The organism is Hydrogenophaga sp. RAC07, from assembly GCF_001713375.1.
In the GTDB taxonomy this organism is placed as follows: Bacteria; Pseudomonadota; Gammaproteobacteria; order Burkholderiales; family Burkholderiaceae_C; genus Hydrogenophaga.
This window is the reverse complement of record NZ_CP016449.1, coordinates 1,494,244-1,518,485: the sequence shown is the minus strand read 5'-3', so window position 1 is coordinate 1,518,485 and position 24,242 is coordinate 1,494,244. Positions and strand designations below refer to the sequence as shown.

Below are 24,242 nucleotides of genomic sequence, written 5' to 3'. Positions count from 1 at the left end.
AACAACCTTGAAGGAGCAAGCCATGTACAAGCGCATTCTGGTCGCCACCGACGGATCCAAACTCTCGACGATGGCGGTGGAACACGCCATCAACCTGGCCGATCTCACCGGCGCCGAAGTCGTGGCCCTCAAGGTGGTGCCTCGTTATCCACAAACCTACTTTGAAGGCGGCGTGGCCCTGGCTGCCGCCGAGATTGCGCGGATCGAAGCGCAGTGGAACGAGGAAGCGCTGACGGCGGTGAACGCGGTGAAGTCGGCTGGGCAACTGCGCGAGGTCAAGGTCAAGCCGGTCACCGTGAAGTCGGACCTGATTGCCGAAGCCATCATCGCCACGGCCAAACGCAACAAGTGCGACCTCATCGTGATGGCATCGCACGGTCGCCGTGGCTTGAAGCGCCTGCTGCTGGGCAGCGAGACCCAACAGGTGCTGACGCACTCGCACACGCCGGTGCTGGTCCTGCGCTGACTTGACCCCGGTCTCACAGGGCGCAGAGGCCCGGTGTAGAGTGGCGCGCCACCACGCCCACCTTGCATGCCACCCTCATCCCACGCCGACCCGAAGTTCGTCACCGGCTCCACGCTCAGACACGTCATCGGAATGACCGCCACCGGCTCCATCGGGCTGGCGGCGGTTTTTTTCGTGGACGTGCTCAACCTGTTCTACATCTCGCAGCTGGGCGAAAAGGAGCTGGCCGCCGCCGTGGGCTACGCGGGTACGTTGCTGTTCTTCCTCACCTCCCTGGCCATCGGCCTGTCGATCGCGGCCACGGCGCTGGCTTCGCGTGCGCTGGGGCGCGGCGAGCGCGACGCGGCCAAGGTGATCGCAGGCGCTTCCCTCGTGCTCATGGCCGTGTTCATGGGCGGCGCGGTCGCCCTGGTGTACCCGTGGCTCGCCAGGCTGCTCGCCCTGCTCGGCGCCACGGGCGACACCGCCACACTGGCCCTGGGATTCACGCAATGGGTGTTGCCCTCGGCTGTGCCGCTGGGCCTGGGCATGTGCCTGGCGGCGCTGCTGCGCTCGCTCGGTGACGCCCGCCGGGCGATGTACGTCACGCTGGGCGCCGGCGCGGTCTCGGCTGTGCTCGACCCGCTGCTCATCCTCGGCCTGGGCTGGGGGCTGGACGGTGCGGCCGTGGCCACGGTGCTGGCGCGCTGCTCCATGGCCGTGATCGGACTGCACGCGCTGCTGCGCGTGCACGGGCTTTTTGCCTGGCCAAATGCTTCGGTGCTGCGCAACACCCTCAGGCCGTTCCTGGCCATCGGTGTGCCGGCGGTGCTGACCCAGGTCGCCACACCGGTGGGCAACGCCTTCGTGACCGCAGCGATCGCGCCCTTCGGCGACAACGCGGTGGCGGGCTGGGCGGTGATCGTGCGCCTGATTCCGGTGGCCTTCGTGGCCTTGTTCGCCCTCTCGGGTTCGGTGGGCCCGATCCTGGGCCAGAACCTCGGTGCGCGCCGCTTCGATCGCCTGCGCAGCACGGTGCGCGACAGTTTGAAGGTGACGCTGGTTTATGTGTTGGTGGTGTGGCTGCTGATGGCGCTGGGCAGTGGTTTCATCGCCACCGCGTTCGGGGCGCAGGGGGAAGCGCGCGAGCTCATCGTGTTTTTCTGTGTGTTCGTGGCGGGCAGCTTTTTCTTCAACGGCGCGCTGTTCGTGGCCAATGCAGCCTTCAACAACCTCGGATTTGCCTTCTACTCCACGGCCCTCAACTGGGGCCGCGCCACGCTGGGGGTGGCGCCTTTCATCTGGATCGGTGCGCAGTGGTTCGGTGCGCGTGGGGTGTTGGCGGGGTACGGGCTGGGGGTGGTGGTGTTCGGGGTGGTGGGCTTGTGGTTGAGTCGGCGGGTGCTCAAGCGGTTGGAGCGGGAGGCCACCTTTTCTGTTCTCGCTCCGCCTTAGTTTTTTGTTGATTGCCTGCGCTTCTTCGACTCGCGGACGTGGGGTGCGCTGCTCCGCGAATGTCCCCCGGGTCCTGCGGCCCCTCCTCCTTTACTTCGCTGCGCAGCGCACCCACGCCCGCGAGCGGCCAGCTCCCTTGCGCGCCACTGTCAACAGGCCTTTCGCACGTCAACAAGGTCCTATGCGACCGGGCTGACCGGCGCAGCGAAGTAAAGGAGGAGAGGCGGCAAAGCCGCCTCGGGGGACATTCGCGGAGCCGGTCAACCCGGTCGCAGAAGACCGGAGCCAGCCAACGCCAACAGAAGCTCAGGCAAACAAGCCCTTGTGCTCTTCACGCAGCAAATTCTTCTGAACCTTGCCCATCGTGTTCCGCGGCAACTCGTTCACCACAAAACAGCGCTTGGGAATCTTGAAGTTCGCCAGACGGGACTTCAACGAAGCCAGCACCTGAGCGGCGTCCACCTGCGCGCCCGGCTTGGCAATCAACAGCGCCACACCCACCTCGCCAAAGTCCGGATGCGGCACACCGATCACCGCACTCTCGACCACACCCGGCATCTCGTTGATGTAGCCCTCGATCTCGGCCGGGTACACGTTGTAGCCACCCGAAATGATCAGGTCCTTGCTGCGGCCCACGATGTTCACGTAGCCACGATCGTCAACTCGGCCCACGTCGCCGGTCTTGAAGAAGCCGTCGGCGGTGAACTCTTCGGCCGTCTTCTCCGGCATGCGCCAGTAGCCCTTGAAGATGTTGGGCCCACGCACCTGGATGCCGCCAATCTCACCCGGCTGCACCGGTTTTCCATCGTCGCCCATCACCCGCAACTCCACACCCGGCAACGGGAACCCCACCGTGCCACCACGCCGCTCGGTGGCGCCACCGTGGCGCGCGTCGGCCGTGCAGGGGTTGGACGTCAGCATCGCGGTTTCGCTCATGCCGTAACGCTCCAGGATGGTGTGGCCGGTGCGCTCTTTCCATTCGTTGAAGGTTTCGATCAGCAGTGGCGCCGAGCCCGAGATGAACAGGCGCATGTGAGCCGCCTGCTCTTTGGACAGCGTGGGCTCGGCCAGCATGCGGGTGTAGAGCGTGGGCACGCCCATGAACACCGTGGCCTCGGAGAACTTGGCAATCGCCAGCTTGGGGTCGAACTTCGACATCCAGAACATCTTGCTGCCATTGATCAGTGCGCCGTGCAGGGCCACGAAGAGGCCGTGCACGTGGAAGATCGGCAGCGCGTGGATGAGCACGTCGTCGGGCTGCCAGCCCCAGTAGGTCTTGAGCACCTCGGCGTTGCTGCGCAGGTTGCCGTGCGTGAGCATGGCGCCCTTGCTGCGACCGGTGGTGCCGCTGGTGTACAGAATGGCGGCGAGATCGTCGTCTGACCGCGCGGCGGGCGTGTGCCGGTCGCTCATGTGGCTCGCGCGTTCCAGCAGGCTGCCGGTGCGGTCGTCGCCCAGCGTGAACACATGGCGGGTGCCGGCGGTGAAGGCGATCTTGCTGACCCAGCCGAACTGGCCCGGGCTGCACACCACCACGGCGGGTTCGGCGTTGCCGATGAAGTACTCGATCTCGGCGCTCTGGTAGGCGGTGTTGAGCGGCAGGAACACATGGCCGGCGCGCAGTGTGGCCAGGTACAACACCAGCGCTTCGACCGATTTCTCCACCTGCACGGCCACGCGCGAGGCGGTTGGCAGCGCCAGCGAATCCAGCAGGTTGGCCACCATGGCCGAGGCGCGGTCGAGGTCGCGCCAGGAGTATTTCAGACCATCGTCGGTCTCGATGGCCACTCGGTCGAGGTCTTGCGGAAACGCCGCGCGCAGGGCGGCAAAGAGGTTGGAGTTGCTCATGGTCTGGTCAACAAAGTGGTGTGACAAAAAAATCAGAAAACGGCAGCGCGTTTGGACATGAAGGCCGCGATGCCTTCGCGGTGATCCGGACTGTCGGCGTACCGGTAAGCACCTTCGCCCGTGGCGGGCATGGCGCCCTGCGTGGTCCGCAGAGCTTGTTTGTTCAGGCGCGCGGCCTGGGGCGACAAAGCACAGATGCGCTGGGCGCGAGCCAGCACGGCAGGGGTCAGCGTGCCGTCGGGCAGGACGGTGTTGAGAAAACCGCGCGCCTTCATGTCGGTGGCGTCAAACACCGCCGCTTCCAGCAGCATTTCGCGCGCGGTGGCGGTACCCGCCTCGCGGGCCACCAGAGCGGCCTCACGCGGCGCCATGGGAAACCCCAGCTTGGCAATCGGCGCACCAAAGCGCGCGCCACTGCCCGCCACGCGGATGTCGCAACAGCTCGCAATCTCGACGCCCGCACCCATGCAGTTGCCCTCGATCTGCGCGAGAAGCGGTAGGTCACAGGCGAGCATGGCGCTCAGGCCGCCCCACACCTCGTCTTCATGAAAGCCGCGCAAGGCGGCCTCATCGAATCGGAAGTCGGGGTACTCGGCGATGTCGCCACCGGCGCAGAAGTGACCGCCCTCGCCCGCCACGATCACGCAGCGCACGTCACTTCGGCCTTGCAGCTCCACGAACGCGTCCTTGAGCTCACGCCACATCGCGCGCGACATGGCGTTGAACTTCCCGGGATGCGACAGGATGACCTGGGCCACCTGACCATGCAGGGCCAGGTGGACCCGGCCGGTGACGGAGGTCAAGTGATCAGTCCAGCTTGGCGCCAGAGGCCTTGACCACCGCCGCCCATTTGCGGATTTCTGCCTTGACGAAGGTGTCGAACTGCGGACCGCTCACGTTGGCGAACTCGGCGCCCTGGTTGGCCCAGACGGCCTTGGCTTCGTCGGTGCTTACCGCCTTGCGGATCTCTTCGATCGCACGGGCCTGTGCATCGGCCGGCGTGCCCTTGGGCGCCCACACGCCGTACCAGGTGGTCACGTTGTATTCAGGCATGCCGAGTTCGGCGGCGCATGGCACGTCGGGGAACGCCGCGTTGCGCTTGGGGCCTGAAACCATCAGTGCCTTGATGCGGCCACCCTTGATGTGGGCCGCGGATGAACCCAGACCGTCGAACATCATGTCGACCTGGCCAGCGATCAGGTCGTTGAGCGCGGGGCCTGCGCCACGGTAGGGGATGTGGGTGATGAAGGTGTTGGACTGCTGCTTGAACAGTTCGCCCGCGAGGTGGTGCGATGTGCCGCCACCGGCCGAACCGTAGTTGAGCTTGCCGGGGTTGGCCTTGACCTGCGCCATGAATTCCTTGAAGCCTGCGCCCGGGATGTTCTTGGGGTTGACCACCAGCACCTGCGGCACGCTGGCCACCAGGATCAACGGGATCAGATCGGTCTCGATGTTGTAGTCGAGACGGGGATACATGCTCGGGGCGATGGTGTGGTGCACCGCACCCATGAAGAGGGTGTAGCCGTCGGGCGAGGCCTTGGCCGCAATGCCGGCGCCCAGCGTGCCACCAGCGCCGCCACGGTTGTCGATCACCAGGCTCTTGCCGGCCAGGCGTGTGAACTGCGCGGCCATGGGACGGGCAAACGCGTCGGTGCCGCCACCGGCGGGGAACGGCACGATCATGGTCACCGGCTTGGTGGGCCAGGTGGACTGCGCGTAGGACGCAGTGCCGGTTCCGAAAACGGCTGCACCTGCGACGGCGGCGCGCAGAACATCCCTGCGGTTGAAGTTGTCGGTCATGTAGTTTGTCTCCTGTGGTTGTGAAAAAAGCAGCGTCAAAGGTACAGGTCTTCGATCGCTGCGGCTATCGGGATCTTTCCCTGCGCCAGCCAGGCGCGGTGTTTCTCCAGGCGTTTAAGGTCATAGAGGTAATTGACCATCAAACCGTAGGATTGTTTGGAACCTTTGTTGGACGGATCACCGCCCCAATTCAGCCGCTCCACACGGGCACCGTTGCCCAGGTGGAAACGGGCAACCGGGTCCAGCGGCTTGCCGCCCTGCATTTCCTTGCCCAGGTAACGCGCAGCCCAGCCCAGCAGCGCCTTGCGCTCGGGCGCGGCCTCGGTGAGCTGCTCCAGGTTCTCCCAGCTCTTGAGCAATTCGGCCGGTGCATGTTTGTTGAGCCAGCTGCGCAGGCCCGGTATGGGCGAGAGCGTGACGAACACCTTGAGCTTGGGAAATTCCTGGTGCAGGGTCTCGACCACGCGCTTGATGAGCGAATCGCCAAAACTCACGCCACGCAGTCCGTTCTGCGTGTTGCTGATCGAATAGAAGATGGCGGTGGTGGCCTTGCTGATGTCGACCGGAGCGGCCTCTTCGTCCAGCAGCGGCGTGATGCAGTCCGCGATCTCGTTCATGAGTGCGACCTCCACGAAGATCAAGGGCTCCTCGGGCAGGCGTGGGTGGAAAAAGCCGTAGCAACGGCGGTCACCGTCGAGCCGGTTTTTCACATCGGCCCAGCTGCGGATGTCGTGCACGGCCTCGTACTTGATGAGCTTTTCCACCAGCGATGCGGGTGAATCCCAGCTGATGCGACGCAGCTCCAGAAAGCCCACGTCGAACCAGGTGGAGAACATGTACTCCATCTCCACGTCGAGCGCGTGCAGGCGCTTGTCGGCCTTGAGGTGGGGCTGCATCTCGGCGCGCACATCGACCAGAAAACGGATGCCTTCGGGGTGCGCGCTGAAACGCTGCAGGATGCGCCGGCGCGGCGACACGGTGGCACGCCGGTACAGCACCTCGGCCGCGGCTTCGTCCGGCGTACCCACGGCGGCGGCAAACTGGGCCTGGGCGGACTTGATCTGCTCGGCATCGGCCACGAACTGCTCGCTCATGAGCAGCCACAGGTCGCGCCGCTCGGGTGGCGTGGCCTTGGCATACCAGGCCATCAGGGACTGCGCGCGGCTGCCGCCCTCCACTTCGCTGAGCAAGGGATCGACGATGCCCTTGAGCTGATCGAGCAGGCGTCGCAACTGGCGCGGCGACATGGCCTCGTCATCGTGGCGCAGCGCGCCCTTGAGCCTTTCCTGGGTGGAGCGCACCCCCGCCTTGCCACTGGGGCGCAGCATGGAAGCGCCCTTTTCCAGCCATTGCGCGGTGTTCATGCGGTGATCCTCGACGTGTTGCTGCGCGCGAGCTCGCGCAAGGCCACGCGCTGGCGCGTGAGATGGGTGCGCATGGCGGCCTCGGCGCCTTCGGCGTCGCGCGCCTTGATGGCGGCAAACACCGCCATGTGCTCGGACAGGCTCTGGTCGAGCCGGCCCGGCGCGTGCAGTTGCTGCAAGCGGGCCAGCTTGACGATCTTGCGCAGGTCGCCGATCACCTGCGCCAGCCAGCGGTTGTTGGCCAGGGTGATGATGGCTTCGTGGATGGCGAAGTTGGCCTGGTAATAGTCGTTGATGCGGCGGTTTTTGGCACAACGGTTCAGGCGGTCGTGCATCTGCTCCAGCGTCACCAGATCGGCGTCGGTGGCGTTGCTCGCGGCTTCGAACGCACAACGGCCTTCGAGCAAGGCAATCACGGGAAAGATCTCGTCGAGGTCGCGCTCGGTGATCTGGTTGACGAAACACCCGCGCCGCGGCTCGTGGCGCACCAGCCCTTCGGCGGCCAGCACCTTGAGCGCCTCGCGCAGCGGCGTGCGCGAGATGGCCCATTCACCGCAGAGACCCAACTCGTCGATGAAGCTGCCGGGCGCCAGCACGCCGTCGAAGATGCGCTCGCGCAGCTTGGCGGCCACTTCGTCGTGCAGGGAGTTGAGCACCAGTCGCATGGGTGGGAATCTGTTCGTAATGATCTGTAATTACGCAGAATCATAAAAAATCCCCGGCGGTTCGTACCGGGGAATTACCCTTGCAGGCGATGAGTGGCGATCAGATCCGCCGCCGGTCCGCCCCCAGGAGGTTCAGCCCCAAGGAACCGGGAAGGACGGTGCCCTCCCCTTCCTGGGGCAGCAACCCGCGAAGCGGTGGAGCGTGGGGGCAGCTTCCCTAGCTCCGCCGGCCGTACCACCACCACATGAAGGCGCCCGCGCCGATCATGGGCACACACAGCCACTGCCCCATGCTCATGCCCAGCGAGAGCAGACCCAGGTGGGCGTCGGGCTCGCGGAAATACTCGGCGATGAAACGGAACACACCGTAGCCCATGAGGAATACGGCCGACACCTGGCCACGCGCGCGCGGCTTGCGCGCATAGAGCCACAGCAGCACGAAGAGCAGCAGGCCCTCCAGCAGGAACTGGTACACCTGCGAAGGGTGGCGCGGCAGGTCACCCGCGCCCCGAAACACCATGCCCCAGGGCAAGGACGGATCGGCCACGCGGCCCCAGAGTTCACCGTTGATGAAGTTGCCCGCGCGCCCGGCAGCCAGTCCGGTGGGCACGCACGGCGCCACGAAGTCCATGACTTCCATGAAGGGGCGTTTGCGGCTGTGCGCGTACCAGACCATCGCCAGCATCACGCCGATCAGGCCACCATGAAAACTCATGCCGCCCTGCCAGATGGCAAACACCTCCAGCGGATTGGCCAGGTAATACGCCGGCTTGTAGAACAGGCAGTAACCGATGCGCCCGCCCGCCACCACACCCAGCACGCCGAGGAACAGGATGTCTTCCACGTCGCGCCGCGTCCACGGCGGGTTGGTGATGCCGGCAAAGGGCTGGTGGCGCAAGCGCAGGTTGGCCAGCCACATGAAGAGGCCGAAGGCCGCGAGGTACGTGAGGCCGTACCAGTGGATGGCCAGGGGGCCGAGCTGCAAGGCAACGGGGTCGATTTGGGGGTGTTGGAGCATCGGACTATTGTGCCTTCGCGAAGCTGATGAAATGGGCGAGCGCCGGGCTCACCGCGCCCGACCTCCAGACCAGACTGGTCTCGCACGCAGGCACCGCCCGGCCCCTGGGCCAGCCCACCGCGCGGTACACCACGCCAGGCCGCTGGAACTGCCGCACGCTCTGCGGCACCCAGGCCATGCCGAGCCCGGCCGACACCAGGTTCACGATGGTCTGCATCTGGATGGCCTCTTGCGACACCTGCGGCACGCGCCCGGCCGCGTTGTAGAGCCCAAAAATCGCGTCGAACAGCGACGGCAGGATGCGCCGGGGAAAGATCACCAGCGGCTCGGCCAGGAGTTCACGCAGCATGGGTCGTTCCTCGGCCGCCAACGGGTGTGATTCGGGCAGTGCCACCAAGAGCGGCTCGCTGGCGATCAGCGCCTGTGCCAGGCCCGGGGCGATGAAGCCGGGCGAGTGCAGCACAAAGCCGGCGTCCACCTCGCCACGCGCGAGCATCTCCAGCTGCACATCTCCCGTCGCCTCGATCAGCTCCAGCGACACCTGCGGCCACTGCTCGCGAAAGGCGCGCACCCAGCGGGGCAGCAGATCAAAACCGACCGTGGACACGAAGGCCAGCCGCAGGCGCCCCAGTTCACCCGCCGCGGCGGCGCGGGCGAGCTCGGGCAGGGCCTGCGCTCGGGCGAGCAACTCGCGCACCTCGGGCAACAAGGCCGCACCTGCCGGCGTGATCTGCACGCTGCGCTGGTTGCGTTCGAACAACCGCGCACCCAGCGCAGCCTCCAAGCCCGCGATGGCCTGGGTCAGCGGCGGCTGGGTGATGTGCAGGCGCGCGGCGGCGCGGCCGAAGTGCAGTTCTTCCGCCAAGGCGACAAACTGGCGCCACTGGCGCAATTCAATGCGCAGCGATCTGGATACCTCATTCATACGCCGAGCGTATCAAACACCTGCCCCAAAGCAATTGGAAAGCGGGCGGGGGCTGCCGCATACTTGGCGCTCTTTTCCCCACCCCACGAGACAAGCCCATGGCCGACAGCAAAACCATCCCGATCAAACCCATCAACAGCCGCAGCGCGAACATCACGCAGGGCAAGTCGCGCGCACCCAACCGCTCCATGTACTACGCCATGGGCTACGAGGAAGGCGACTTCGTCAAACCCATGGTCGGTGTGGCCAACGGCCACAGCACGATCACGCCGTGCAACTCGGGCCTGCAGAAGCTGGCCGACGCGGCGATCGCGGGTATCGAGGAAGCCGGTGGCAACGCGCAGGTGTTCGGCACGCCGACCATCTCCGACGGCATGGCCATGGGCACCGAAGGCATGAAGTACTCGCTGGTGAGCCGCGAGGTCATCTCCGACTGCATCGAGACCTGTGTCGGCGGTCAGTGGATGGACGGCGTGGTGGTGGTCGGTGGCTGCGACAAGAACATGCCCGGCGGCCTGATGGGCATGCTGCGCGCCAACGTACCGGCCATCTACGTGTACGGCGGCACCATCCTGCCGGGTCACTGGAAGGGCCAGGATCTCAACATCGTCAGCGTGTTCGAGGCCGTGGGCCAGAACGCGGCCGGCAACCTGAGCGACGAAGACCTGCGCGAGATCGAGATGCGCGCCATTCCCGGCACGGGCTCGTGCGGCGGCATGTACACCGCCAACACCATGTCGTCGGCGTTCGAGGCGCTGGGCATCTCGCTGCCCTACTCCAGCACCATGGCCAACCCGCACGACGAGAAGATGAACTCGGCGAAAGAGTCGGCCAAGGTGCTGATCGAAGCCATCAAGAAAGACATCAAGCCGCGCGACATCGTGACCAAGAAGGCGATCGAGAACGCGGTAGCGGTGATCATGGCCACGGGTGGCTCCACCAACGCGGTGTTGCACTTCCTGGCCATTGCCCACGCGGCCGATGTCGAGTGGACCATCGACGACTTCGAGCGCGTGCGCCAGAAAACGCCGGTGCTGTGCGACCTGAAACCCAGCGGCAGGTACCTCGCGGTCGACCTGCACAAGGCCGGCGGCATTCCGCAAGTGATGAAGGTGCTGCTGAACGCCGGCCTGCTGCACGGTGACTGCCTGACCATCAGCGGTCAGACGATTGCCGAGGTGCTCAAGGACGTGCCCGATGCACCGCGCGCCGACCAGGACGTGATCCGCCCGATCGACAAACCCATGTACGAACACGGGCATCTCGCCATCCTCAAGGGCAACCTCAGCCCCGAAGGTGCGGTGGCCAAGATCACCGGCCTGAAGAACCCGGTGATGACCGGCCCGGCACGCGTGTTCGACGACGAGCAGTCCGCCCTGCAGGCCATCCTGGACGGCAAGATCAAGGCGGGCGACGTGATGGTGCTGCGTTACCTTGGCCCCAAGGGCGGCCCGGGCATGCCCGAAATGCTGGCGCCCACCGGAGCACTGATTGGCGCCGGGCTGGGCGAAAGCGTGGGCCTGATCACCGATGGCCGCTTCAGCGGCGGCACCTGGGGCATGGTGGTGGGCCACGTGGCGCCTGAAGCAGCAGCCGGCGGCACGATCGCGTTTGTGAACGAGGGCGACAGCATCACCATCGACGCGCACAAACTGCTGCTCGAACTCAACGTGCCGCAAGCGGAGATCGAAAAGCGCCGCGCCGCCTGGACGGCACCGGCTCCGCGCTACACGCGCGGCGTGCAGGCCAAGTTCGCCTTCAACGCGTCCAGCGCCAGCAAGGGTGCCGTACTGGACAACTATTGACGGGCTTCAGCGCGAGCGACGCTTGGTCTTGATGCCGAGGTTCTCGCGCTGTTTGTCGATGCGGTCCTGTTTTCGCTTGTCCATCTTGTCCATCTCGCGCCGCTTGGTGTAGCCCGTGCTGTCGGCCCAGGCCCACCAGGCCACGGCCAGCGCAAACGGGGACAACACCCACCACCACGAGACGTTGGCCATGACCTCCACGTCGAGGTACTTCATCAGCATCAGGATCACGCCCAGGATCAGCAAATACATCACACGCTCCAGTAAAGGTCCGACAAAGTGGGGCAAGAATCTGTAAGCGTTCGTTTCATCGGCCCCCGCCCTCGCTAAAATCCAGCCTGTGCTGACCCCTGCATTCACTCACAAGGACAACCCCATGAAACGCGCTCTCTTGATTATGGCCGCCATGACCACGCTGGCCGCTCCCGCTTTCGCCGACGAAGCCCTGGCCAAGAGCAAGAACTGCATGGCCTGTCACGCGGTGGACAAGAAACTGGTCGGCCCGTCGTACAAGGACGTGGCCAAGAAGTACGCGGGCGATGCCAAGGCCGTCGACGCACTGGCTGTCAAGATCGTCAAAGGCGGTTCGGGCGTGTGGGGCGCAATCCCCATGCCCGCGAACACGCAGGTGAGCGAAGCCGACGCCAAGAAGCTGGCCGCCTGGGTTCTGAGCCAGAAGTAAGCTCTGCTTCTGCCAACAAAAAACCCGCTGGAGTGAACTGCACCCCAAAAGTTGGACATCAATCCAACCTTTGGGGTGTTTTTCATGGCGAGACACGATGAGAGCTTCAAGCTCGAAGTGGTACAGCAATATCTTTCTGAGTCTTCAGGCGCGCGAACGATAGCCTTGCGATATGGGCTGGACCACGGGACAGTGCGCCGCTGGGTCGAGGGGTATCGCCTTCATGGAGTGGAAGGGCTGCGCAAGAAGTTCAGCCACTACGACGAGCAGTTCAAGATGAACGTGCTGTGCCGGATGTGGCGAGAGGAGCTTTCCTGCCGCCAGGTGACTGCATTGTTCGATATACGCGGTGGGCATGGCGTCGTATCGGGCTGGGAGCGTCAGTATCATGAGGGCGGTATAGACGCCCTCAAGCCCAAACGACGACGCGGCCCGAAGTTGATGACAGCGCCCAAGCCACCCGATCCCCCGCCACCACATGCCAACGACGTAAGCACGCTGGACGCGCTGCGCAAGGAAAACGAACATCTGCGCGCGGAGGTGGCGTACCTAAAAAAATTGGATGCCTTGGTTCGAGTGAATCGGCAAGCTGCGCAGAAAAAGCGCAAGCCGTGATCGGACTGAGGCAGGACCACCCGTTACCCGCGCTGCTCAAGGCCGCAGGGCTGTCGCGCAGCACGTTCTACTACCAGGCCAAAGTGCTTGAAGCCGGCGACAGGTACGCTGGGCTGAAGACGCGCATCCGTGCCATCTACGAGCGCCACAAGGGCCGATACGGATATCGGCGCATCACTGCTGCTCTTTGCCATGCAGGCGAGGTCATCAACCACAAGACTGTTCAGCGTCTGATGCAGGCTCTTGGCCTGAAATCTCTGGTGCGACCCAAGAAGTACCGCTCCTACCGTGGACAGATCGCCGCCGCTCCCAATTTGCTGAATCGCCAATTCGAGGCCAACGGAGCAAACCAGAAATGGGTGACTGATGTGACCGAATTCAATGTCGGGGGCAACAAGCTCTACCTGTCCCCGGTGATGGACCTCTACAACGGGGAAATTGTGGCCTACGAGATGCTTGAGCGCCCTGTCTTCGCGCTGGTGGGGCGCATGCTGAAGAAAGCGCTGGCCCGGCTCTCAGACCAAGATTCGCCGCTGCTTCACTCCGATCAGGGCTGGCAGGGCGGATTCAACCGGTCGTCGCAACACCGGGTTGGTCAGCCGATTTTAGGTAGTCATTGAGCGCTTCCGCCGGAGTCTTCCAACCCAACGTCTTGCGTGGCCTGTTGTTCAAGGTCAGTGCCACGGCTTGAATCTCTTGCTCGCTCCAGCGAGACAGGTCGGTGCCTTTGGGGAAGTATTGGCGCAGCAGCCCGTTTGTGTTTTCGTTCGTACCGCGCTGCCATGGACTGCGAGGATCGGCAAAGAAGACCTTCACCCCGGACTCGATGGTGAACCGTGCATGGTCGGATAGCTCCTTGCCACGATCCCAAGTCAATGACTGCCATAGCTGGGTAGGCAGCTTGGTCACTGTTCTCTTGAGGGCGTTGGCCATGGTTATGGCTCCGTAACCTGCCAGCGCAGGACCATTCTTTGTTCGAGGAATCAGTCCATAGCCTTCCTCGCGCGGCAGGTGCACGAGCATGGTGAAACGGCTTGACCGTTCCACCAGCGTGCCAATGGCCGACCTGTCCAGGCCGATGATCAGGTCCCCTTCCCAGTGACCGGGTACCGCACGATCTTCTATCTCAGCAGGGCGGCTGGAGATCATCACCTCTTCACTGACATGTGCCCATGCCTTGGCTTGGGACCTGGCCCGGGGTGTGCGCAAAGCACGCCCCGTACGCAGGTAGCTCACAAGCTCACGCTTGAGGGCGCCTCTGCCCTGGATATAGAGCGCTTGGTAGATGGCTTCGTGAGAGATGCGCATGGACGGATCATCCGGGAAGTCGACCTGCAGGCGGTTTGCAATCTGCTCTGGCGACCAGCCATTGACCCATTTGCGGTCACCACGATGAGGCTTGTTGCGGCCGATGAAAGGAGCCTGTCGAGGTCCAGCCACCTCCCGTCCTTGGGCATCGCGGATCTTGCCATCCAGACGGTCTTGGACATAGACGCGCAAACGCTGATTCGTCACAAGCTTGGCAGGCTTGGGCCTTCTGGCGACCAGATCCGACTTCCACTGCGCTACTGAGGCCCGGTACTCGAGCTTGCCACTGCGGGTCGCAGCGTTGCGCGTCAACTCCCGCGAAACAGTTGAGGGGCTTCGACCAATACGACGAGCGATCTCCCGCACGCTGACATCTTGAGCTCGCAGAAGTCCAATCTCTTCTCGCTCCGCGAACGACAGATATCTTCCAGATACAGGTTTCGACATGAACAATGGCATGCCGCCACGATGCCGGAACCAGCGCGAGCCCACCGCCTGCGATACGCCTACCGCCTCGGCTGCCCTCTCACTGGTGATTCCGGTTGCAATCTGTACCCAGAACTGGCGCTCGACCTCTCGCCGAAGTGCAGGAGCCCCCGGGGAGCGCATCGCGTCTCTCCCTGTCAATTGCTTCATCCATCCTGCGGGTCGCCCCATACACACCTCCTGGTTGAAGGTGTTGCGACGACCAGTTGAATCCGCCCAGTACCAGATGCCCGCCTACAGACGCCAACTCATCGACCATGGACTGCACCAAAGCATGTCGCGCAAGGGCAACTGTCTGGACAACGCAGCGATGGAGAGCTTCTTCGGCACGTTGAAAAGCGAGTTCTTCTACTTGACCAAATTCGCAAGCATCAAGCAACTCCAGCAAGGCCTACATCGCTACATCCACTACTACAACCACCACCGCATCAAGCTCAAACTCAAAGGCCTGAGTCCAGTTCAATACCGGATTCAGGCCTTGAGCCGCTGACTTCTAACCGTCCAACTAATTGGGGTCAGTTCAGGAGTCCAGCGGGTTTTTTGTTGCCTGATTGGGACCAGAGTCCCGAGCGATCAGTTGTTCTCCGACAACTGATCCAGGATGGCGGGGTTCTCCAGCGTCGAGGTGTCCTGCGTGATCGCCTCGCCCTTGGCGATGGAGCGCAGCAGACGCCGCATGATCTTGCCGCTGCGGGTCTTGGGCAGGTTGTCGCCGAAGCGGATGTCCTTGGGTTTGGCGATCGGGCCGATCTCCTTGCCCACCCAATCGCGCAGCACCTTGGCGATGGCCTTGGCTTCTTCGCCGGTGGGGCGCGAGCGCTTGAGCACCACGAAGGCCACGATGGCCTCTCCGGTCAGGTCGTCCGGGCGGCCCACCACGGCGGCTTCGGCCACCAGATCGGTTTTTCCGACCAGCGCCGATTCGATCTCCATCGTGCCCATGCGGTGGCCCGAGACGTTGAGCACGTCGTCGATGCGCCCGGTGATGCGGAAGTAGCCGCGGTCGGCGCTGCGCACCGCGCCGTCACCCGCCAGGTAGTAGCCCTTGAGTTCGTCAGGGAAGTAGCTCTTCTTGAAACGCTCCGGGTCGCCCCAGATGGTGCGGATCATGGAAGGCCAGGGCTTCTTGACCACCAGAATGCCGCCCGAGCCGTTGGGCACATCCATGCCGGCTTCGTCAACGATGGCCGCGGCAATGCCCGGCAGCGGCAGCGTGCACGAACCCGGCACCAGCGGCGTGGCACCTGGCAGCGGCGTGATCATGTGGCCGCCGGTCTCGGTTTGCCAGAAGGTGTCCACGATGGGGCAGCGCTCGCCACCCACGTGCTTGTAGTACCACATCCAGGCTTCGGGGTTGATGGGTTCGCCCACCGAGCCGAGCAGGCGCAGGCTCGACAGGTCGGAGCGCGCAGGATGCACCTTCTCGTCGCCCTCGGCGGCCTTGATCAGCGAGCGGATCGCCGTGGGCGCGGTGTAGAAGATGGTGCACTTGTGCTTCTCGATCATCTGCCAGAAGCGCCCGGCATTCGGGTAGGTGGGCACGCCCTCGAACACGATCTGCGTGGCGCCAGCGGCCAGCGGGCCGTAAGCCACGTAGGTGTGGCCGGTGATCCAGCCGATGTCGGCGGTGCACCAGAAGATGTCGTCGGCCTTCAGGTCGAAGGTCCAGTTCATCGTGAGATTGGCCCACAGCAGATAGCCGCCGGTGCTGTGTTGCACGCCCTTGGGTTTGCCGGTGGAGCCGGAGGTGTAGAGCACGAACAATGGGTGTTCCGCGCTCACCATCTCGGCCGGGCACACGTCGGATTCGCTGGCCATCACCTCGTGCATGAAGCTGTCGCGCCCGGCCACCATGTTGCAGGCGGTGGGCGTGCGCTGGAACACGATCACGTTCTTGATGCACTCGCAGCCGCCCATGGCGATACCGTCGTCCACGATGGCCTTGAGTGGCAGCTCCTTGCCGCCGCGCAACTGGTAGTTGGCGGTGATCACTGCCACGGCACCCGCGTCCTGAATGCGCTCCTGCAAGGCCTTGGCCGAGAAGCCGCCGAACACCACGCTGTGCGTGGCGCCGATGCGGGCGCAGGCCTGCATGGCCACCACGCCTTCAACCGTCATGGGCATGTAGATGACGACTCGGTCGCCCTTCTTCACGCCGCGCGCCTTGAGCGCATTGGCAAAGCGCGACACCTTGGCGAGCAGTTCCTTGTAGGTGACCTTGGTCACCTCGCCGCCGTCGGCTTCGAAGATGATCGCCGTCTTGTTCTCGACCGGCGTGCCCATGTGGCGGTCCAGGCAGTTGTACGAGGCGTTGAGCTCGCCGTCTTCAAACCACTTGTAGAACGGCGCGTTTGATGAATCCAGCGTCTTGGTGAACGGCTTGTTCCAGGTCAGCGTCTCGCGGGCCAGTCGGGCCCAGAAACCTTCAAAGTCCTTGTCGGCCTCGTCACAGAGCGCCTGGTAGGCCGCCATGCCCGAGACGCGCGCGGCCTTGACGGTGGCCGCGGTGGGCTCAAAAACGCGGTTCTCGATCAGGGTCGATTCGATGGACGTCGACGGTGCGGACATGGGCAGTCTCCTCAGGTGTTGTGGATTCGGGTCAACCAATGACTGTGGGCACAGGCTCTTACGAGCCACTTACATGGCACACAAGCACCCATTGGGACAGCCTCGCACGGCGGCAGGACATCGGTACAAACCCGGGTGCGAAGGCCTCGCCACCCTACAATACGCCGACCTTGCCGCCGCCCGCCCCGGGCACCCGGCGCATCGCCCTTTCCCCATGACCGACCCTGTCAAAACTCCCGCCCCGATCCGCGCCCTGCCCAACCTGATCTTTGCCAGCCGCTGGCTGCAGTTGCCGCTCTACATCGGCCTGATCGCGGCCCAATGTATTTACGTCTTTCACTTCTGGGTGGAGTTGGTGCATCTGGTGGAAGCCGCCTTCGGCAGCCAGATCGCGCTGGACAAACTGGTCAGCAGCATTGGCTACAAGACCGACGTTCAACTGACCGGTCTCAACGAGACGGTGATCATGCTGGTGGTGCTGGCGCTGATCGACGTCGTCATGATTTCCAACCTGCTGATCATGGTGATCATCGGCGGCTACGAGACCTTCGTGAGCCGCATGCACCTGGAGAACCACCCCGACCAGCCCGAATGGCTGAGCCATGTGAACGCGTCGGTGCTCAAGGTGAAACTGGCCACCGCCATCATCGGCATCAGCTCCATCCACCTGCTCAAGACCTTCATCAACGCCGCCAACTACACCGAGCAGGTGCTGATGTGGCAGACCATCATCCACGTGGTCTTCCTGCTCAGCGCCATGGCGATTGCCATGACGGACAAACTGATGCAACCCCCGGTGGGCAGCAAGCACTGAGAGCCGCAGCAGCGGGAAAGAGCGGCCTTCACGGCCGCTTTTTTTCGCCTGTGCGTCAGCGACCGACCATGTTTTCAGGGTGCACCCACTGGTCGAACTGATCGGCCGTCACATGGCCCGAAGCCAGGGCCGCCTCGCGCAGGCTGGTGCCTTCCTTGTGCGCCTTCTTCGCAATCTGGGCGGCCTTGTCGTAGCCGATGTGTGGATTGAGCGCGGTCACCAGCATCAGGGAACGTCCCACCAGTTCCTTGATGCGCTCGTGATTGGGCGTGATGCCCACGGCGCAGTGGTCGTTGAAGCTCTTCATGCCGTCGGCCAGCAGGCGCACGCTCTGCAGGAAGTTGTGCGCCACCATCGGCCGGAACACATTGAGTTCGAAGTTGCCCGAGGCGCCGCCGATGTTGATGGCCACGTCGTTGCCCATCACCTGGGCGCACAGCATGGTCACCGCTTCGCTTTGCGTGGGGTTGACCTTGCCCGGCATGATGGATGAGCCCGGCTCGTTCTCGGGGATGCTCAGCTCGCCAATGCCGCTGCGCGGACCGCTCGCCAGCCAGCGCACGTCGTTGGCGATCTTGTTCAGGCTGGCGGCCAGGGTCTTGAGCGCGCCGTGGGCGTGCACCAAGGCATCCACGCTGGCCATGTTCTCGAACTTGTTGGGCGCCGTCACGAGGGGCAGCCCTGTGAGCCGCGCCAGTTCGGCCGCCACCTGTTCGGCGTAGCCCCTGGGGGCGTTCAAGCCGGTGCCCACCGCGGTGCCGCCCAAGGCCAGTTCACACAGGTGGGGCAACGCGTCGCGCACGTGCTTTTCGCCGTGTGCGAGCTGGGCCACCCAACCCGAGAACTCCTGCCCCAGGGTCAGCGGCGTGGCGTCCTGCAGGTGGGTGCGGCCGATCTTCACGATGTCGGTGAACTCGGCGGCCTTCTGCGCCAGGGTGCTGCGCAGCAAAGCCAGCGAAGGCAGCAGCCGGTGCACGATCGCGTCCACCGCCGCCACGTGCATGGCGGTGGGAAACACATCGTTGCTCGACTGGCTGCGGTTCACGTCGTCGTTGGGGTGCACCTGCCGGCCCTCGCCGCGCTCGCCGCCCAGCAACTCGCTGGCGCGGTTGGCCAACACCTCGTTGAGGTTCATGTTGGTCTGCGTGCCCGATCCGGTCTGCCACACCACCAGGGGAAACTCGGCCACGTGCTGCCCGGCGATCACCTCGTCAGCTGCCGCCATGATCGCGTCGGTCTTCTGCGCATCCTGAAGGCCGAGCGCCAGGTTGACCACGGCCGATGAGCGCTTGACCTGCGCCAGCGCGCGGATGATTTCGCGCGGCATGCGCTCGCCCGAGATGTCGAAGTTCTGCAGTGAGCGCTGCGTCTGCGCACCCCACAGGCGATCGGCGGGCACCGCCACCTCGCCCATGGTGTCGCGTTCAATGCGGGTCTTCATGGCACTCTCCTGTGTCAGCCGGCGTTGGGACGACCTGTCAAAATACCGGCTGGCCCACCGTAGCAGACTGTGCACTTGTGCGGCCCCCTCGGCAACAGATCCCCGACACCAACCTCCCCACCGCCATGACCACGAGCATCCGCCAGAACGACCTGATCGAATCCGTCGCCGCCGCCCTGCAGTACATCAGCTACTACCACCCGGCCGACTACATCGCCCACCTCGCCCGCGCCTACGAGCGCGAGCAAAGCGCCGCCGCCAAGGACGCCATCGCGCAGATCCTGACCAACAGCAAGATGAGCGCCACCGGCCACCGCCCGATCTGCCAGGACACCGGCATCGTCAACGTGTTCCTCAAGGTCGGCATGAACGTGCGCCTCGACGGCTTCACCGGCAGCCTGGAAGACGCCATCAATGAAGGCGTTCGCCAGGGCTACAACCACCCCGACAACCAGCTGCGCGCCTCGGTCGTGGCCGACCCGCAGTTCGCGCGCAAGAACACCAAGGACAACACGCCCGCGGTGATCTTCACCGAGCTCGTGCCCGGCGACACGGTGGAAGTGACCGTGGCCGCCAAGGGCGGCGGCAGCGAGAACAAAAGCAAGATGATCATGCTCAACCCGGGCGACTCGGTGGTCGACTGGGTGATGAAGACCGTGCCCACCATGGGCGCCGGCTGGTGCCCGCCGGGCATGCTGGGCATCGGCATCGGCGGCACCGCCGAGAAGGCCGTGCTCATGGCCAAGGAGAGCCTGATGGACGACATCGACATGTACGAGCTGCAGTCCAAGGCGTCCAAGGGCGAGAAGCTCACGCAGGTGGAAGAGCTGCGCCTGGAGCTGTACGAGAAGGTCAACGCCCTGGGCATCGGCGCGCAGGGCCTGGGCGGCCTCACCACCGTGCTCGACATCAAGATCAAGATGTACCCCACGCACGCGGCCAGCAAGCCCGTGGCGATGATCCCCAACTGCGCCGCCACGCGCCACGCGCACTTCGTGCTCGACGGCAGCGGCCCGGTGTATCTGGAAGCGCCCAGCCTGGACCTCTGGCCCAACGTGAACTGGGTGCCCGACACGCAGAAAAGCCAGCGTGTGGACCTGAACAAACTCACCAAGGCCGAGGTGGCCAGTTGGAAACCCGGCCAGACGCTGCTGCTCAACGGCAAGATGCTCACCGGCCGCGACGCCGCGCACAAGCGCATCCAGACCATGCTGGCCCAGGGCGAAAAGCTGCCGGTGGACTTCACGAACCGCGTCATCTACTACGTGGGCCCGGTCGATCCGGTGCGCGACGAAGCGGTGGGCCCCGCCGGGCCCACCACCGCCACCCGCATGGACGGCTTCACCGACATGATGCTGGAGCAGACCGGCCTGATCGCCATGATCGGCAAGGCCGAGCGCGGCCCGGTCGCCATCGAATCCATCAAGCAGCACAAGAGCGCCTACCTCATGGCCGTGGGCGGCGCCGCCTACCTGGTGTCCAAGGCCATCAAACACGCCAAGGTGGTGGGCTTTGAAGACCTGGGCATGGAAGCCATCTACGAGTTCGACGTGGTGGACATGCCGGTGACGGTGGCGGTGGACTCGGGCGGCACCAGCGCGCACATCACCGGCCCGGCCGAGTGGAAACAGCGCATCGCCACCGGTGAGTTCAAGGGCATCAGCGTCGCTGCTGCTTGAAAACCGTCGGGGTGTTCGACAGCGGGGTCGGTGGCCTGAGTGTGCTGCGCGCCCTGCTGGCCGAATTGCCCGGGGTGCGTTTCATCTACGTGGCCGACAGCGCATACGCGCCCTATGGCGAACGCACGGTTGCCGAGATCACCGAGCGATCAGAACGCATCACCGCCTGGCTGCGCCAGACCCACCACATTGACGCCCTGGTGGTGGCGTGCAACACCGCCACAGCACTCGCCATCGACAGCTTGCGCGATGCACACCCTGACCTGCCCATCGTGGGCGTTGAGCCCGCGCTCAAGCCCGCCGCTGCGACGAGCCGGACGCGACACATCGGGGTGCTGGCCACGCGCGGCACGCTCAACAGCAAACGTTTCGCGCGCCTGCGCGCGCAACTGGAAAACACCGCCTCAAGTCCCGTTCATTTCGCCTGCCAGCCCTGCGACGGTCTGGCCGACGCGATCGAGCGTGGCGACCTGCAGGCGCAGCAGGCTTTGTGCGAGCGCTACGTTCACGCGCTTCGCGACGAAGCACCCGGCGACATGGACACCGTGGTGCTGGGCTGTACCCACTACCCGTTTGCCGCCTACATGCTGACGCAATTGCTGGGCGCCGGCGTGGCACTGGTCGACACCGGCGAAGCGGTGGCGCGCCGCACACGCGACGTGCTGGGCGTGACGGCAACCATGGACGCGAACACAACACCGCCCGTGCTGTTGTCCACCGGCGATCCCGCCGCACTGGCTGTGGCCGCCCAGCGATGGCTCGGCCTGCAAATCCGCGCAGAGAAACTAGCGACCTGAAACGTTCGCCGGTTCAAGCGCGGCAGCGCGGCCGCGCTTCATGTTGACCGGGATCAGCAGCACCAGCCCGATCACGAACAACACGGCGGTGGACCCGATGGCCAGTCGCTGGTTGCCCCCGGTCATCCACGTGATGGCGCCATAGCTCAGCGGCCCGATGATGCTGGCCACGCGCGTGGCGAACGTCCACAGGCCAAAGAACTCGGCCAGTTGGGCCGGTGGTGCCAGCATGCCGGCCATGGCCCGGCCAGACGACTGGCTGGACCCCATGCACACGCCGGCGATGGCCGCGGCGTACCAGAAGCCGCCCTTGGTGGTGGTGATGGCCGCGATGACGCAGGTGACGACCCATCCCACCAGGGTGATGCCCAACGCCAGCTTGTGGCCCAGTCGATCCTGCCAGTAGCCGAACGCGAACGCACCCACCATGGCGGCGATGTTGAGCACGAAGATCAGCACCATGGTTTCCTGCTGCACAAAGCCGATCACCTGCTCGGCGTAGATCGCTGCCAACGTGATCGCCACCGCCACACCCCCCTGGTAGGCCGTGGCGCAGGCAAGCAACCACATGAAGTCCTGGTAGCGTCGCGCCTGCTGGAACGTGCTGCGCAGTTGCCTGAACGACTGGCGCCAGGCGGAACCCGACACGCCCTTGAGGGGTTGCGCGCGCTCACGCAACAAGACCAGCGTGAAGATCGAAGCCAACGCGAACACCGCCGCCGTGATCAACATGGTCACCGGAACGAACTGAGCCGCCTTCTGCCCCTGCGCTTGCGCCCACAACACATAGGCCAGGCTCAGGCCGAGCGCCAGCATGCCGCCGCAGTACCCCAGGCTCCAGCCCCAACCACTCACACGCCCCATGGCCGCGGGCTTGGCCAGCTCAGGCAGGAAGGCCGCTACCAGCGACTCGCCCCAGGCAAAGAACACGTTGGACACCACAATGAGCACCATGGCCAGCACCACCGCGCCTGGCCCCACCAAGGCCAACGTTGCCGTGGCCAGCACACAGCCGGCGGTGGTGATCATCAGAAGCCGCTTCTTCGCGCCGTGTTGATCGGCCCAGGCGCCCATGGCCGGAATGGTCAGCATCACGATCAGGTGCGACAAGCTCAGGGCCGCGGTCCACGCAAATGCGGCCCATTCGGCACCATCGGCCACGGCACCCACAAAGTAAGCGGCAAACACCGCGGTCAACACCACAGTGGTGTAGCCCGAGTTCGCAAAGTCGAACATCGCCCAGCCAAACACCTCGCGCTTGCGCACGCCGGGGTTCAGGGCATCGTTGGAAAAGAAAGACATGGGCGCTCCGGGCGGCGGATTCGGAATTCCGCCGTGGTGCGCAGTCTAGTGCCTGGTCATGTCAGGGCCGGAGAAACCCCGGCCAGAGATCAGTGCAGATGGCGCGGCTTGCGCGGACCGCCGTGGCCCGACTGGCCGCCGTAACCGCGCGGAGGTTTGCCCAGTTGCATGGAATTCACCAGCGCGTCGAAGCGCTGGGTGAAGAGCTTGTCGATCGACCCGACCACGTCGCCCAACTCGGATGCATCGAAGTGACGCTCCATGATGTGCAGCACGTCCTGCACCAGCAAATCGCGTTGCACCTGCATGATGGCCGCGGGCGTGGGACCCACAAAACACATCAGGAAATCGTCACGTGCCTCTTCTTCGGAAGACTCGTCTTCCTCGTCGAACTCGGCGTCGTAGAACGAGACCTCCAACGGTGCGCCAGTGGATGCAATGTCGTTGAGACCCATGCAGGCCTCTTCGATCACCTGGCGGAAATCTTCGTCGCCGGGCACGGTCCAGCAGATCTGCAGCACATGGGATTCGGCATCGAAACGGATGCCCGGTTCGTCTTCGTAGCTGCTCTCGGCCGCGGCAGCCAACGACTTGGCGCCGGCGTAGACCCACAGCGGCTTCAGTGCGTCCTGGATCTGGGCAAAGACCACGTCGTCGCGCAAAGGCACATCGCCGTGCACGTGGATCTCGAAGGGCGCGTTGTATCGGGTCATGAAAACTCACTGTACCGGCGAAACCGGAAAAAACCTAGCCTGGTGCCTCGAACCGGGGTCGAACCGGTACGCTCCCTTTCGGGATGGCGGCGGATTTTAAGTCCGCTGTGTCTACCAATTTCACCATCGAGGCCGAGGGTGGATTGTCGCAGGTGTCGACACTTCACAGATCGGCCCTCGCAGGCTGCGCTCGGCTGAAATGAAACAACCCCGGCAACAAACGTGTTGGCGGGGTTGCTGATGATCTGGAGGCGCGATCCGGAGTCGAACCGGACTAACCGGATTTGCAATCCGGGGCATAACCGCTTTGCTATCGCGCCATCAGGGTCGATGCCGGAAGCATCAATCTGAAAAGGCTACAAAAAAGGGAAGCAGAGCTTCCCTTTTTGAATCTGGAGCGGGAAACGAGACTCGAACTCGCGACCTCAACCTTGGCAAGGTTGCGCTCTACCAACTGAGCTATTCCCGCATTTCTCAACACTTTTCAGTGCTGTTCCGCTTGTCTGCCGGAA

20 protein-coding genes, 3 tRNA genes and 2 pseudogenes are annotated in these 24,242 nt (G+C 64.3%); 9 read left to right on the top strand and 16 right to left on the bottom strand.

Features of this window, described 5'->3' with window-relative positions:
• Positions 1 to 22: 22 nt before the first annotated feature.
• Positions 23 to 466, top strand: coding sequence for a universal stress protein (locus BSY239_RS07125; protein WP_069046234.1), 444 nt, complete (start codon positions 23 to 25; stop codon positions 464 to 466).
• A 66-nt stretch (positions 467 to 532) separates the two neighbouring features.
• A complete protein-coding gene (locus BSY239_RS07120; protein WP_156775430.1) occupies positions 533 to 1,900 on the top strand; it encodes an MATE family efflux transporter in 1,368 nt (455 codons plus the stop codon).
• A gap of 306 nt (positions 1,901 to 2,206) precedes the next feature.
• On the opposite strand, the gene BSY239_RS07115 is transcribed toward BSY239_RS07120, so the two are convergent.
• The 7 genes from BSY239_RS07115 to BSY239_RS07085 form a co-directional block, all read right to left on the bottom strand.
• Positions 2,207 to 3,748 (bottom strand): malonate--CoA ligase, encoded by a 1,542-nt coding sequence (locus BSY239_RS07115; protein WP_069046232.1) that lies wholly within the window; start codon positions 3,746 to 3,748, stop codon positions 2,207 to 2,209.
• A gap of 32 nt (positions 3,749 to 3,780) precedes the next feature.
• Positions 3,781 to 4,551, bottom strand: a complete 771-nt coding sequence (locus BSY239_RS07110) for an enoyl-CoA hydratase/isomerase family protein (protein ID WP_069046231.1) — start codon at positions 4,549 to 4,551, stop codon at positions 3,781 to 3,783.
• A gap of 4 nt (positions 4,552 to 4,555) precedes the next feature.
• A complete protein-coding gene (locus BSY239_RS07105) occupies positions 4,556 to 5,548 on the bottom strand; it encodes a Bug family tripartite tricarboxylate transporter substrate binding protein (RefSeq protein WP_069046230.1) in 993 nt (330 codons plus the stop codon).
• Between the two features lie 35 nt (positions 5,549 to 5,583).
• Positions 5,584 to 6,912, bottom strand: coding sequence for a malonyl-CoA decarboxylase (locus BSY239_RS07100; RefSeq protein ID WP_069046229.1), 1,329 nt, complete (start codon positions 6,910 to 6,912; stop codon positions 5,584 to 5,586).
• Complete coding sequence (locus BSY239_RS07095; RefSeq protein ID WP_069046228.1) at positions 6,909 to 7,577, bottom strand: GntR family transcriptional regulator; 669 nt, start codon at positions 7,575 to 7,577, stop codon at positions 6,909 to 6,911. The genes BSY239_RS07100 and BSY239_RS07095 overlap by 4 nt, the downstream gene beginning before the upstream one ends.
• A 217-nt stretch (positions 7,578 to 7,794) precedes the next feature.
• Positions 7,795 to 8,595 (bottom strand): prolipoprotein diacylglyceryl transferase, encoded by an 801-nt coding sequence (gene lgt, locus BSY239_RS07090; RefSeq protein WP_069046227.1) that lies wholly within the window; start codon positions 8,593 to 8,595, stop codon positions 7,795 to 7,797.
• A 4-nt stretch (positions 8,596 to 8,599) separates the two neighbouring features.
• Positions 8,600 to 9,520 carry a LysR family transcriptional regulator gene (locus BSY239_RS07085; RefSeq protein ID WP_069046226.1) on the bottom strand — a complete coding sequence of 307 codons (921 nt, stop codon included), beginning with the start codon at positions 9,518 to 9,520 and terminating at the stop codon, positions 8,600 to 8,602.
• Between the two features lie 98 nt (positions 9,521 to 9,618).
• Between BSY239_RS07085 and ilvD the strand changes: the two genes are divergently transcribed.
• On the top strand, positions 9,619 to 11,325 hold the full coding sequence (ilvD, locus tag BSY239_RS07080; protein WP_069046225.1) for a dihydroxy-acid dehydratase: 1,707 nt from the start codon (positions 9,619 to 9,621) through the stop codon (positions 11,323 to 11,325).
• A 6-nt stretch (positions 11,326 to 11,331) separates the two neighbouring features.
• On the opposite strand, the gene BSY239_RS07075 is transcribed toward ilvD, so the two are convergent.
• Entirely contained in the window at positions 11,332 to 11,577 is a 246-nt protein-coding gene (locus BSY239_RS07075) for a TIGR04438 family Trp-rich protein (RefSeq protein WP_069046224.1), read from the bottom strand.
• Positions 11,578 to 11,701: 124 nt separating this feature from the next.
• Between BSY239_RS07075 and BSY239_RS07070 the strand changes: the two genes are divergently transcribed.
• Positions 11,702 to 12,007: a c-type cytochrome gene (locus tag BSY239_RS07070; RefSeq protein ID WP_069046223.1), complete on the top strand. Its 306-nt coding sequence runs from the start codon at positions 11,702 to 11,704 to the stop codon at positions 12,005 to 12,007.
• Positions 12,008 to 12,091: 84 nt separating this feature from the next.
• Positions 12,092 to 13,182, top strand: a pseudogene (locus tag BSY239_RS22805) (IS3 family transposase); the annotation flags it as partial.
• Between the two features lie 7 nt (positions 13,183 to 13,189).
• Here BSY239_RS22805 and BSY239_RS22010 read toward each other — a convergent pair.
• Positions 13,190 to 14,566: an IS30 family transposase gene (locus tag BSY239_RS22010; RefSeq protein ID WP_083239850.1), complete on the bottom strand. Its 1,377-nt coding sequence runs from the start codon at positions 14,564 to 14,566 to the stop codon at positions 13,190 to 13,192.
• Between the two features lie 67 nt (positions 14,567 to 14,633).
• On the opposite strand from BSY239_RS22010, the pseudogene BSY239_RS07050 reads away from it, so the two are divergent.
• Positions 14,634 to 14,906: pseudogene (locus tag BSY239_RS07050) on the top strand (IS3 family transposase); the annotation flags it as partial.
• Positions 14,907 to 14,989: 83 nt separating this feature from the next.
• On the opposite strand, the gene acs reads toward BSY239_RS07050, so the two are convergent.
• The gene (acs, locus tag BSY239_RS07045; protein ID WP_069046219.1) at positions 14,990 to 16,984 is read right to left on the bottom strand and encodes an acetate--CoA ligase; all 1,995 of its coding nucleotides are present in this window, start codon (positions 16,982 to 16,984) and stop codon (positions 14,990 to 14,992) included.
• Between the two features lie 214 nt (positions 16,985 to 17,198).
• Between acs and BSY239_RS07040 the strand changes: the two genes are divergently transcribed.
• The gene (locus tag BSY239_RS07040; RefSeq protein ID WP_069046218.1) at positions 17,199 to 17,798 is read left to right on the top strand and encodes a TIGR00645 family protein; all 600 of its coding nucleotides are present in this window, start codon (positions 17,199 to 17,201) and stop codon (positions 17,796 to 17,798) included.
• A 55-nt stretch (positions 17,799 to 17,853) separates the two neighbouring features.
• Here the strand turns inward: BSY239_RS07040 and fumC are convergent, their stop codons facing one another.
• Positions 17,854 to 19,239, bottom strand: coding sequence for a class II fumarate hydratase (gene fumC / locus BSY239_RS07035; RefSeq protein WP_069046217.1), 1,386 nt, complete (start codon positions 19,237 to 19,239; stop codon positions 17,854 to 17,856).
• Between the two features lie 125 nt (positions 19,240 to 19,364).
• Here fumC and BSY239_RS07030 point away from each other — a divergent pair, with 125 nt between their 5' ends.
• Complete coding sequence (locus BSY239_RS07030) at positions 19,365 to 20,918, top strand: fumarate hydratase (protein ID WP_069046216.1); 1,554 nt, start codon at positions 19,365 to 19,367, stop codon at positions 20,916 to 20,918.
• Positions 20,915 to 21,715 carry a glutamate racemase gene (murI, locus tag BSY239_RS07025; RefSeq protein ID WP_069046215.1) on the top strand — a complete coding sequence of 267 codons (801 nt, stop codon included), beginning with the start codon at positions 20,915 to 20,917 and terminating at the stop codon, positions 21,713 to 21,715. The genes BSY239_RS07030 and murI overlap by 4 nt, the downstream gene beginning before the upstream one ends.
• Here murI and BSY239_RS07020 read toward each other — a convergent pair.
• From BSY239_RS07020 to BSY239_RS07000, 5 genes are all read right to left on the bottom strand, one after another.
• Positions 21,704 to 23,017, bottom strand: coding sequence for an MFS transporter (locus BSY239_RS07020; RefSeq protein ID WP_069046214.1), 1,314 nt, complete (start codon positions 23,015 to 23,017; stop codon positions 21,704 to 21,706). The genes murI and BSY239_RS07020 overlap by 12 nt on opposite strands.
• An 89-nt stretch (positions 23,018 to 23,106) precedes the next feature.
• Complete coding sequence (locus tag BSY239_RS07015) at positions 23,107 to 23,730, bottom strand: DUF6806 family protein (RefSeq protein WP_069046213.1); 624 nt, start codon at positions 23,728 to 23,730, stop codon at positions 23,107 to 23,109.
• A 40-nt stretch (positions 23,731 to 23,770) separates the two neighbouring features.
• A tRNA-Leu gene (locus BSY239_RS07010) sits at positions 23,771 to 23,863 on the bottom strand.
• A gap of 113 nt (positions 23,864 to 23,976) precedes the next feature.
• Positions 23,977 to 24,050: transfer RNA gene (locus tag BSY239_RS07005), tRNA-Cys, on the bottom strand.
• Positions 24,051 to 24,123: 73 nt separating this feature from the next.
• Positions 24,124 to 24,199, bottom strand: a tRNA-Gly gene (locus BSY239_RS07000).
• Positions 24,200 to 24,242: the final 43 nt, after the last annotated feature.

Bases quoted from the DNA above. Each gene is read 5' to 3' on its own strand.
- lgt (WP_069046227.1), bottom strand. From the start codon at position 8,595: ATGCTCCAACACCCCCAAATCGACCCCGTTGCCTTGCAGCTCGGCCCC.
- BSY239_RS07030 (WP_069046216.1), top strand. From the start codon at position 19,365: ATGACCACGAGCATCCGCCAGAACGACCTGATCGAATCCGTCGCCGCC.
- BSY239_RS07120 (WP_156775430.1), top strand. From the start codon at position 533: ATGCCACCCTCATCCCACGCCGACCCGAAGTTCGTCACCGGCTCCACG.
- BSY239_RS07085 (WP_069046226.1), bottom strand. From the start codon at position 9,520: ATGAATGAGGTATCCAGATCGCTGCGCATTGAATTGCGCCAGTGGCGC.
- BSY239_RS07095 (WP_069046228.1), bottom strand. From the start codon at position 7,577: ATGCGACTGGTGCTCAACTCCCTGCACGACGAAGTGGCCGCCAAGCTG.
- acs (WP_069046219.1), bottom strand. From the start codon at position 16,984: ATGTCCGCACCGTCGACGTCCATCGAATCGACCCTGATCGAGAACCGC.
- BSY239_RS07115 (WP_069046232.1), bottom strand. From the start codon at position 3,748: ATGAGCAACTCCAACCTCTTTGCCGCCCTGCGCGCGGCGTTTCCGCAA.
- BSY239_RS07125 (WP_069046234.1), top strand. From the start codon at position 23: ATGTACAAGCGCATTCTGGTCGCCACCGACGGATCCAAACTCTCGACG.
- BSY239_RS07075 (WP_069046224.1), bottom strand. From the start codon at position 11,577: ATGTATTTGCTGATCCTGGGCGTGATCCTGATGCTGATGAAGTACCTC.
- ilvD (WP_069046225.1), top strand. From the start codon at position 9,619: ATGGCCGACAGCAAAACCATCCCGATCAAACCCATCAACAGCCGCAGC.
- BSY239_RS22010 (WP_083239850.1), bottom strand. From the start codon at position 14,566: ATGAAGCAATTGACAGGGAGAGACGCGATGCGCTCCCCGGGGGCTCCT.
- BSY239_RS07100 (WP_069046229.1), bottom strand. From the start codon at position 6,912: ATGAACACCGCGCAATGGCTGGAAAAGGGCGCTTCCATGCTGCGCCCC.
- BSY239_RS07020 (WP_069046214.1), bottom strand. From the start codon at position 23,017: ATGTCTTTCTTTTCCAACGATGCCCTGAACCCCGGCGTGCGCAAGCGC.
- fumC (WP_069046217.1), bottom strand. From the start codon at position 19,239: ATGAAGACCCGCATTGAACGCGACACCATGGGCGAGGTGGCGGTGCCC.
- BSY239_RS07070 (WP_069046223.1), top strand. From the start codon at position 11,702: ATGAAACGCGCTCTCTTGATTATGGCCGCCATGACCACGCTGGCCGCT.
- BSY239_RS07105 (WP_069046230.1), bottom strand. From the start codon at position 5,548: ATGACCGACAACTTCAACCGCAGGGATGTTCTGCGCGCCGCCGTCGCA.
- BSY239_RS07040 (WP_069046218.1), top strand. From the start codon at position 17,199: ATGACCGACCCTGTCAAAACTCCCGCCCCGATCCGCGCCCTGCCCAAC.
- BSY239_RS07015 (WP_069046213.1), bottom strand. From the start codon at position 23,730: ATGACCCGATACAACGCGCCCTTCGAGATCCACGTGCACGGCGATGTG.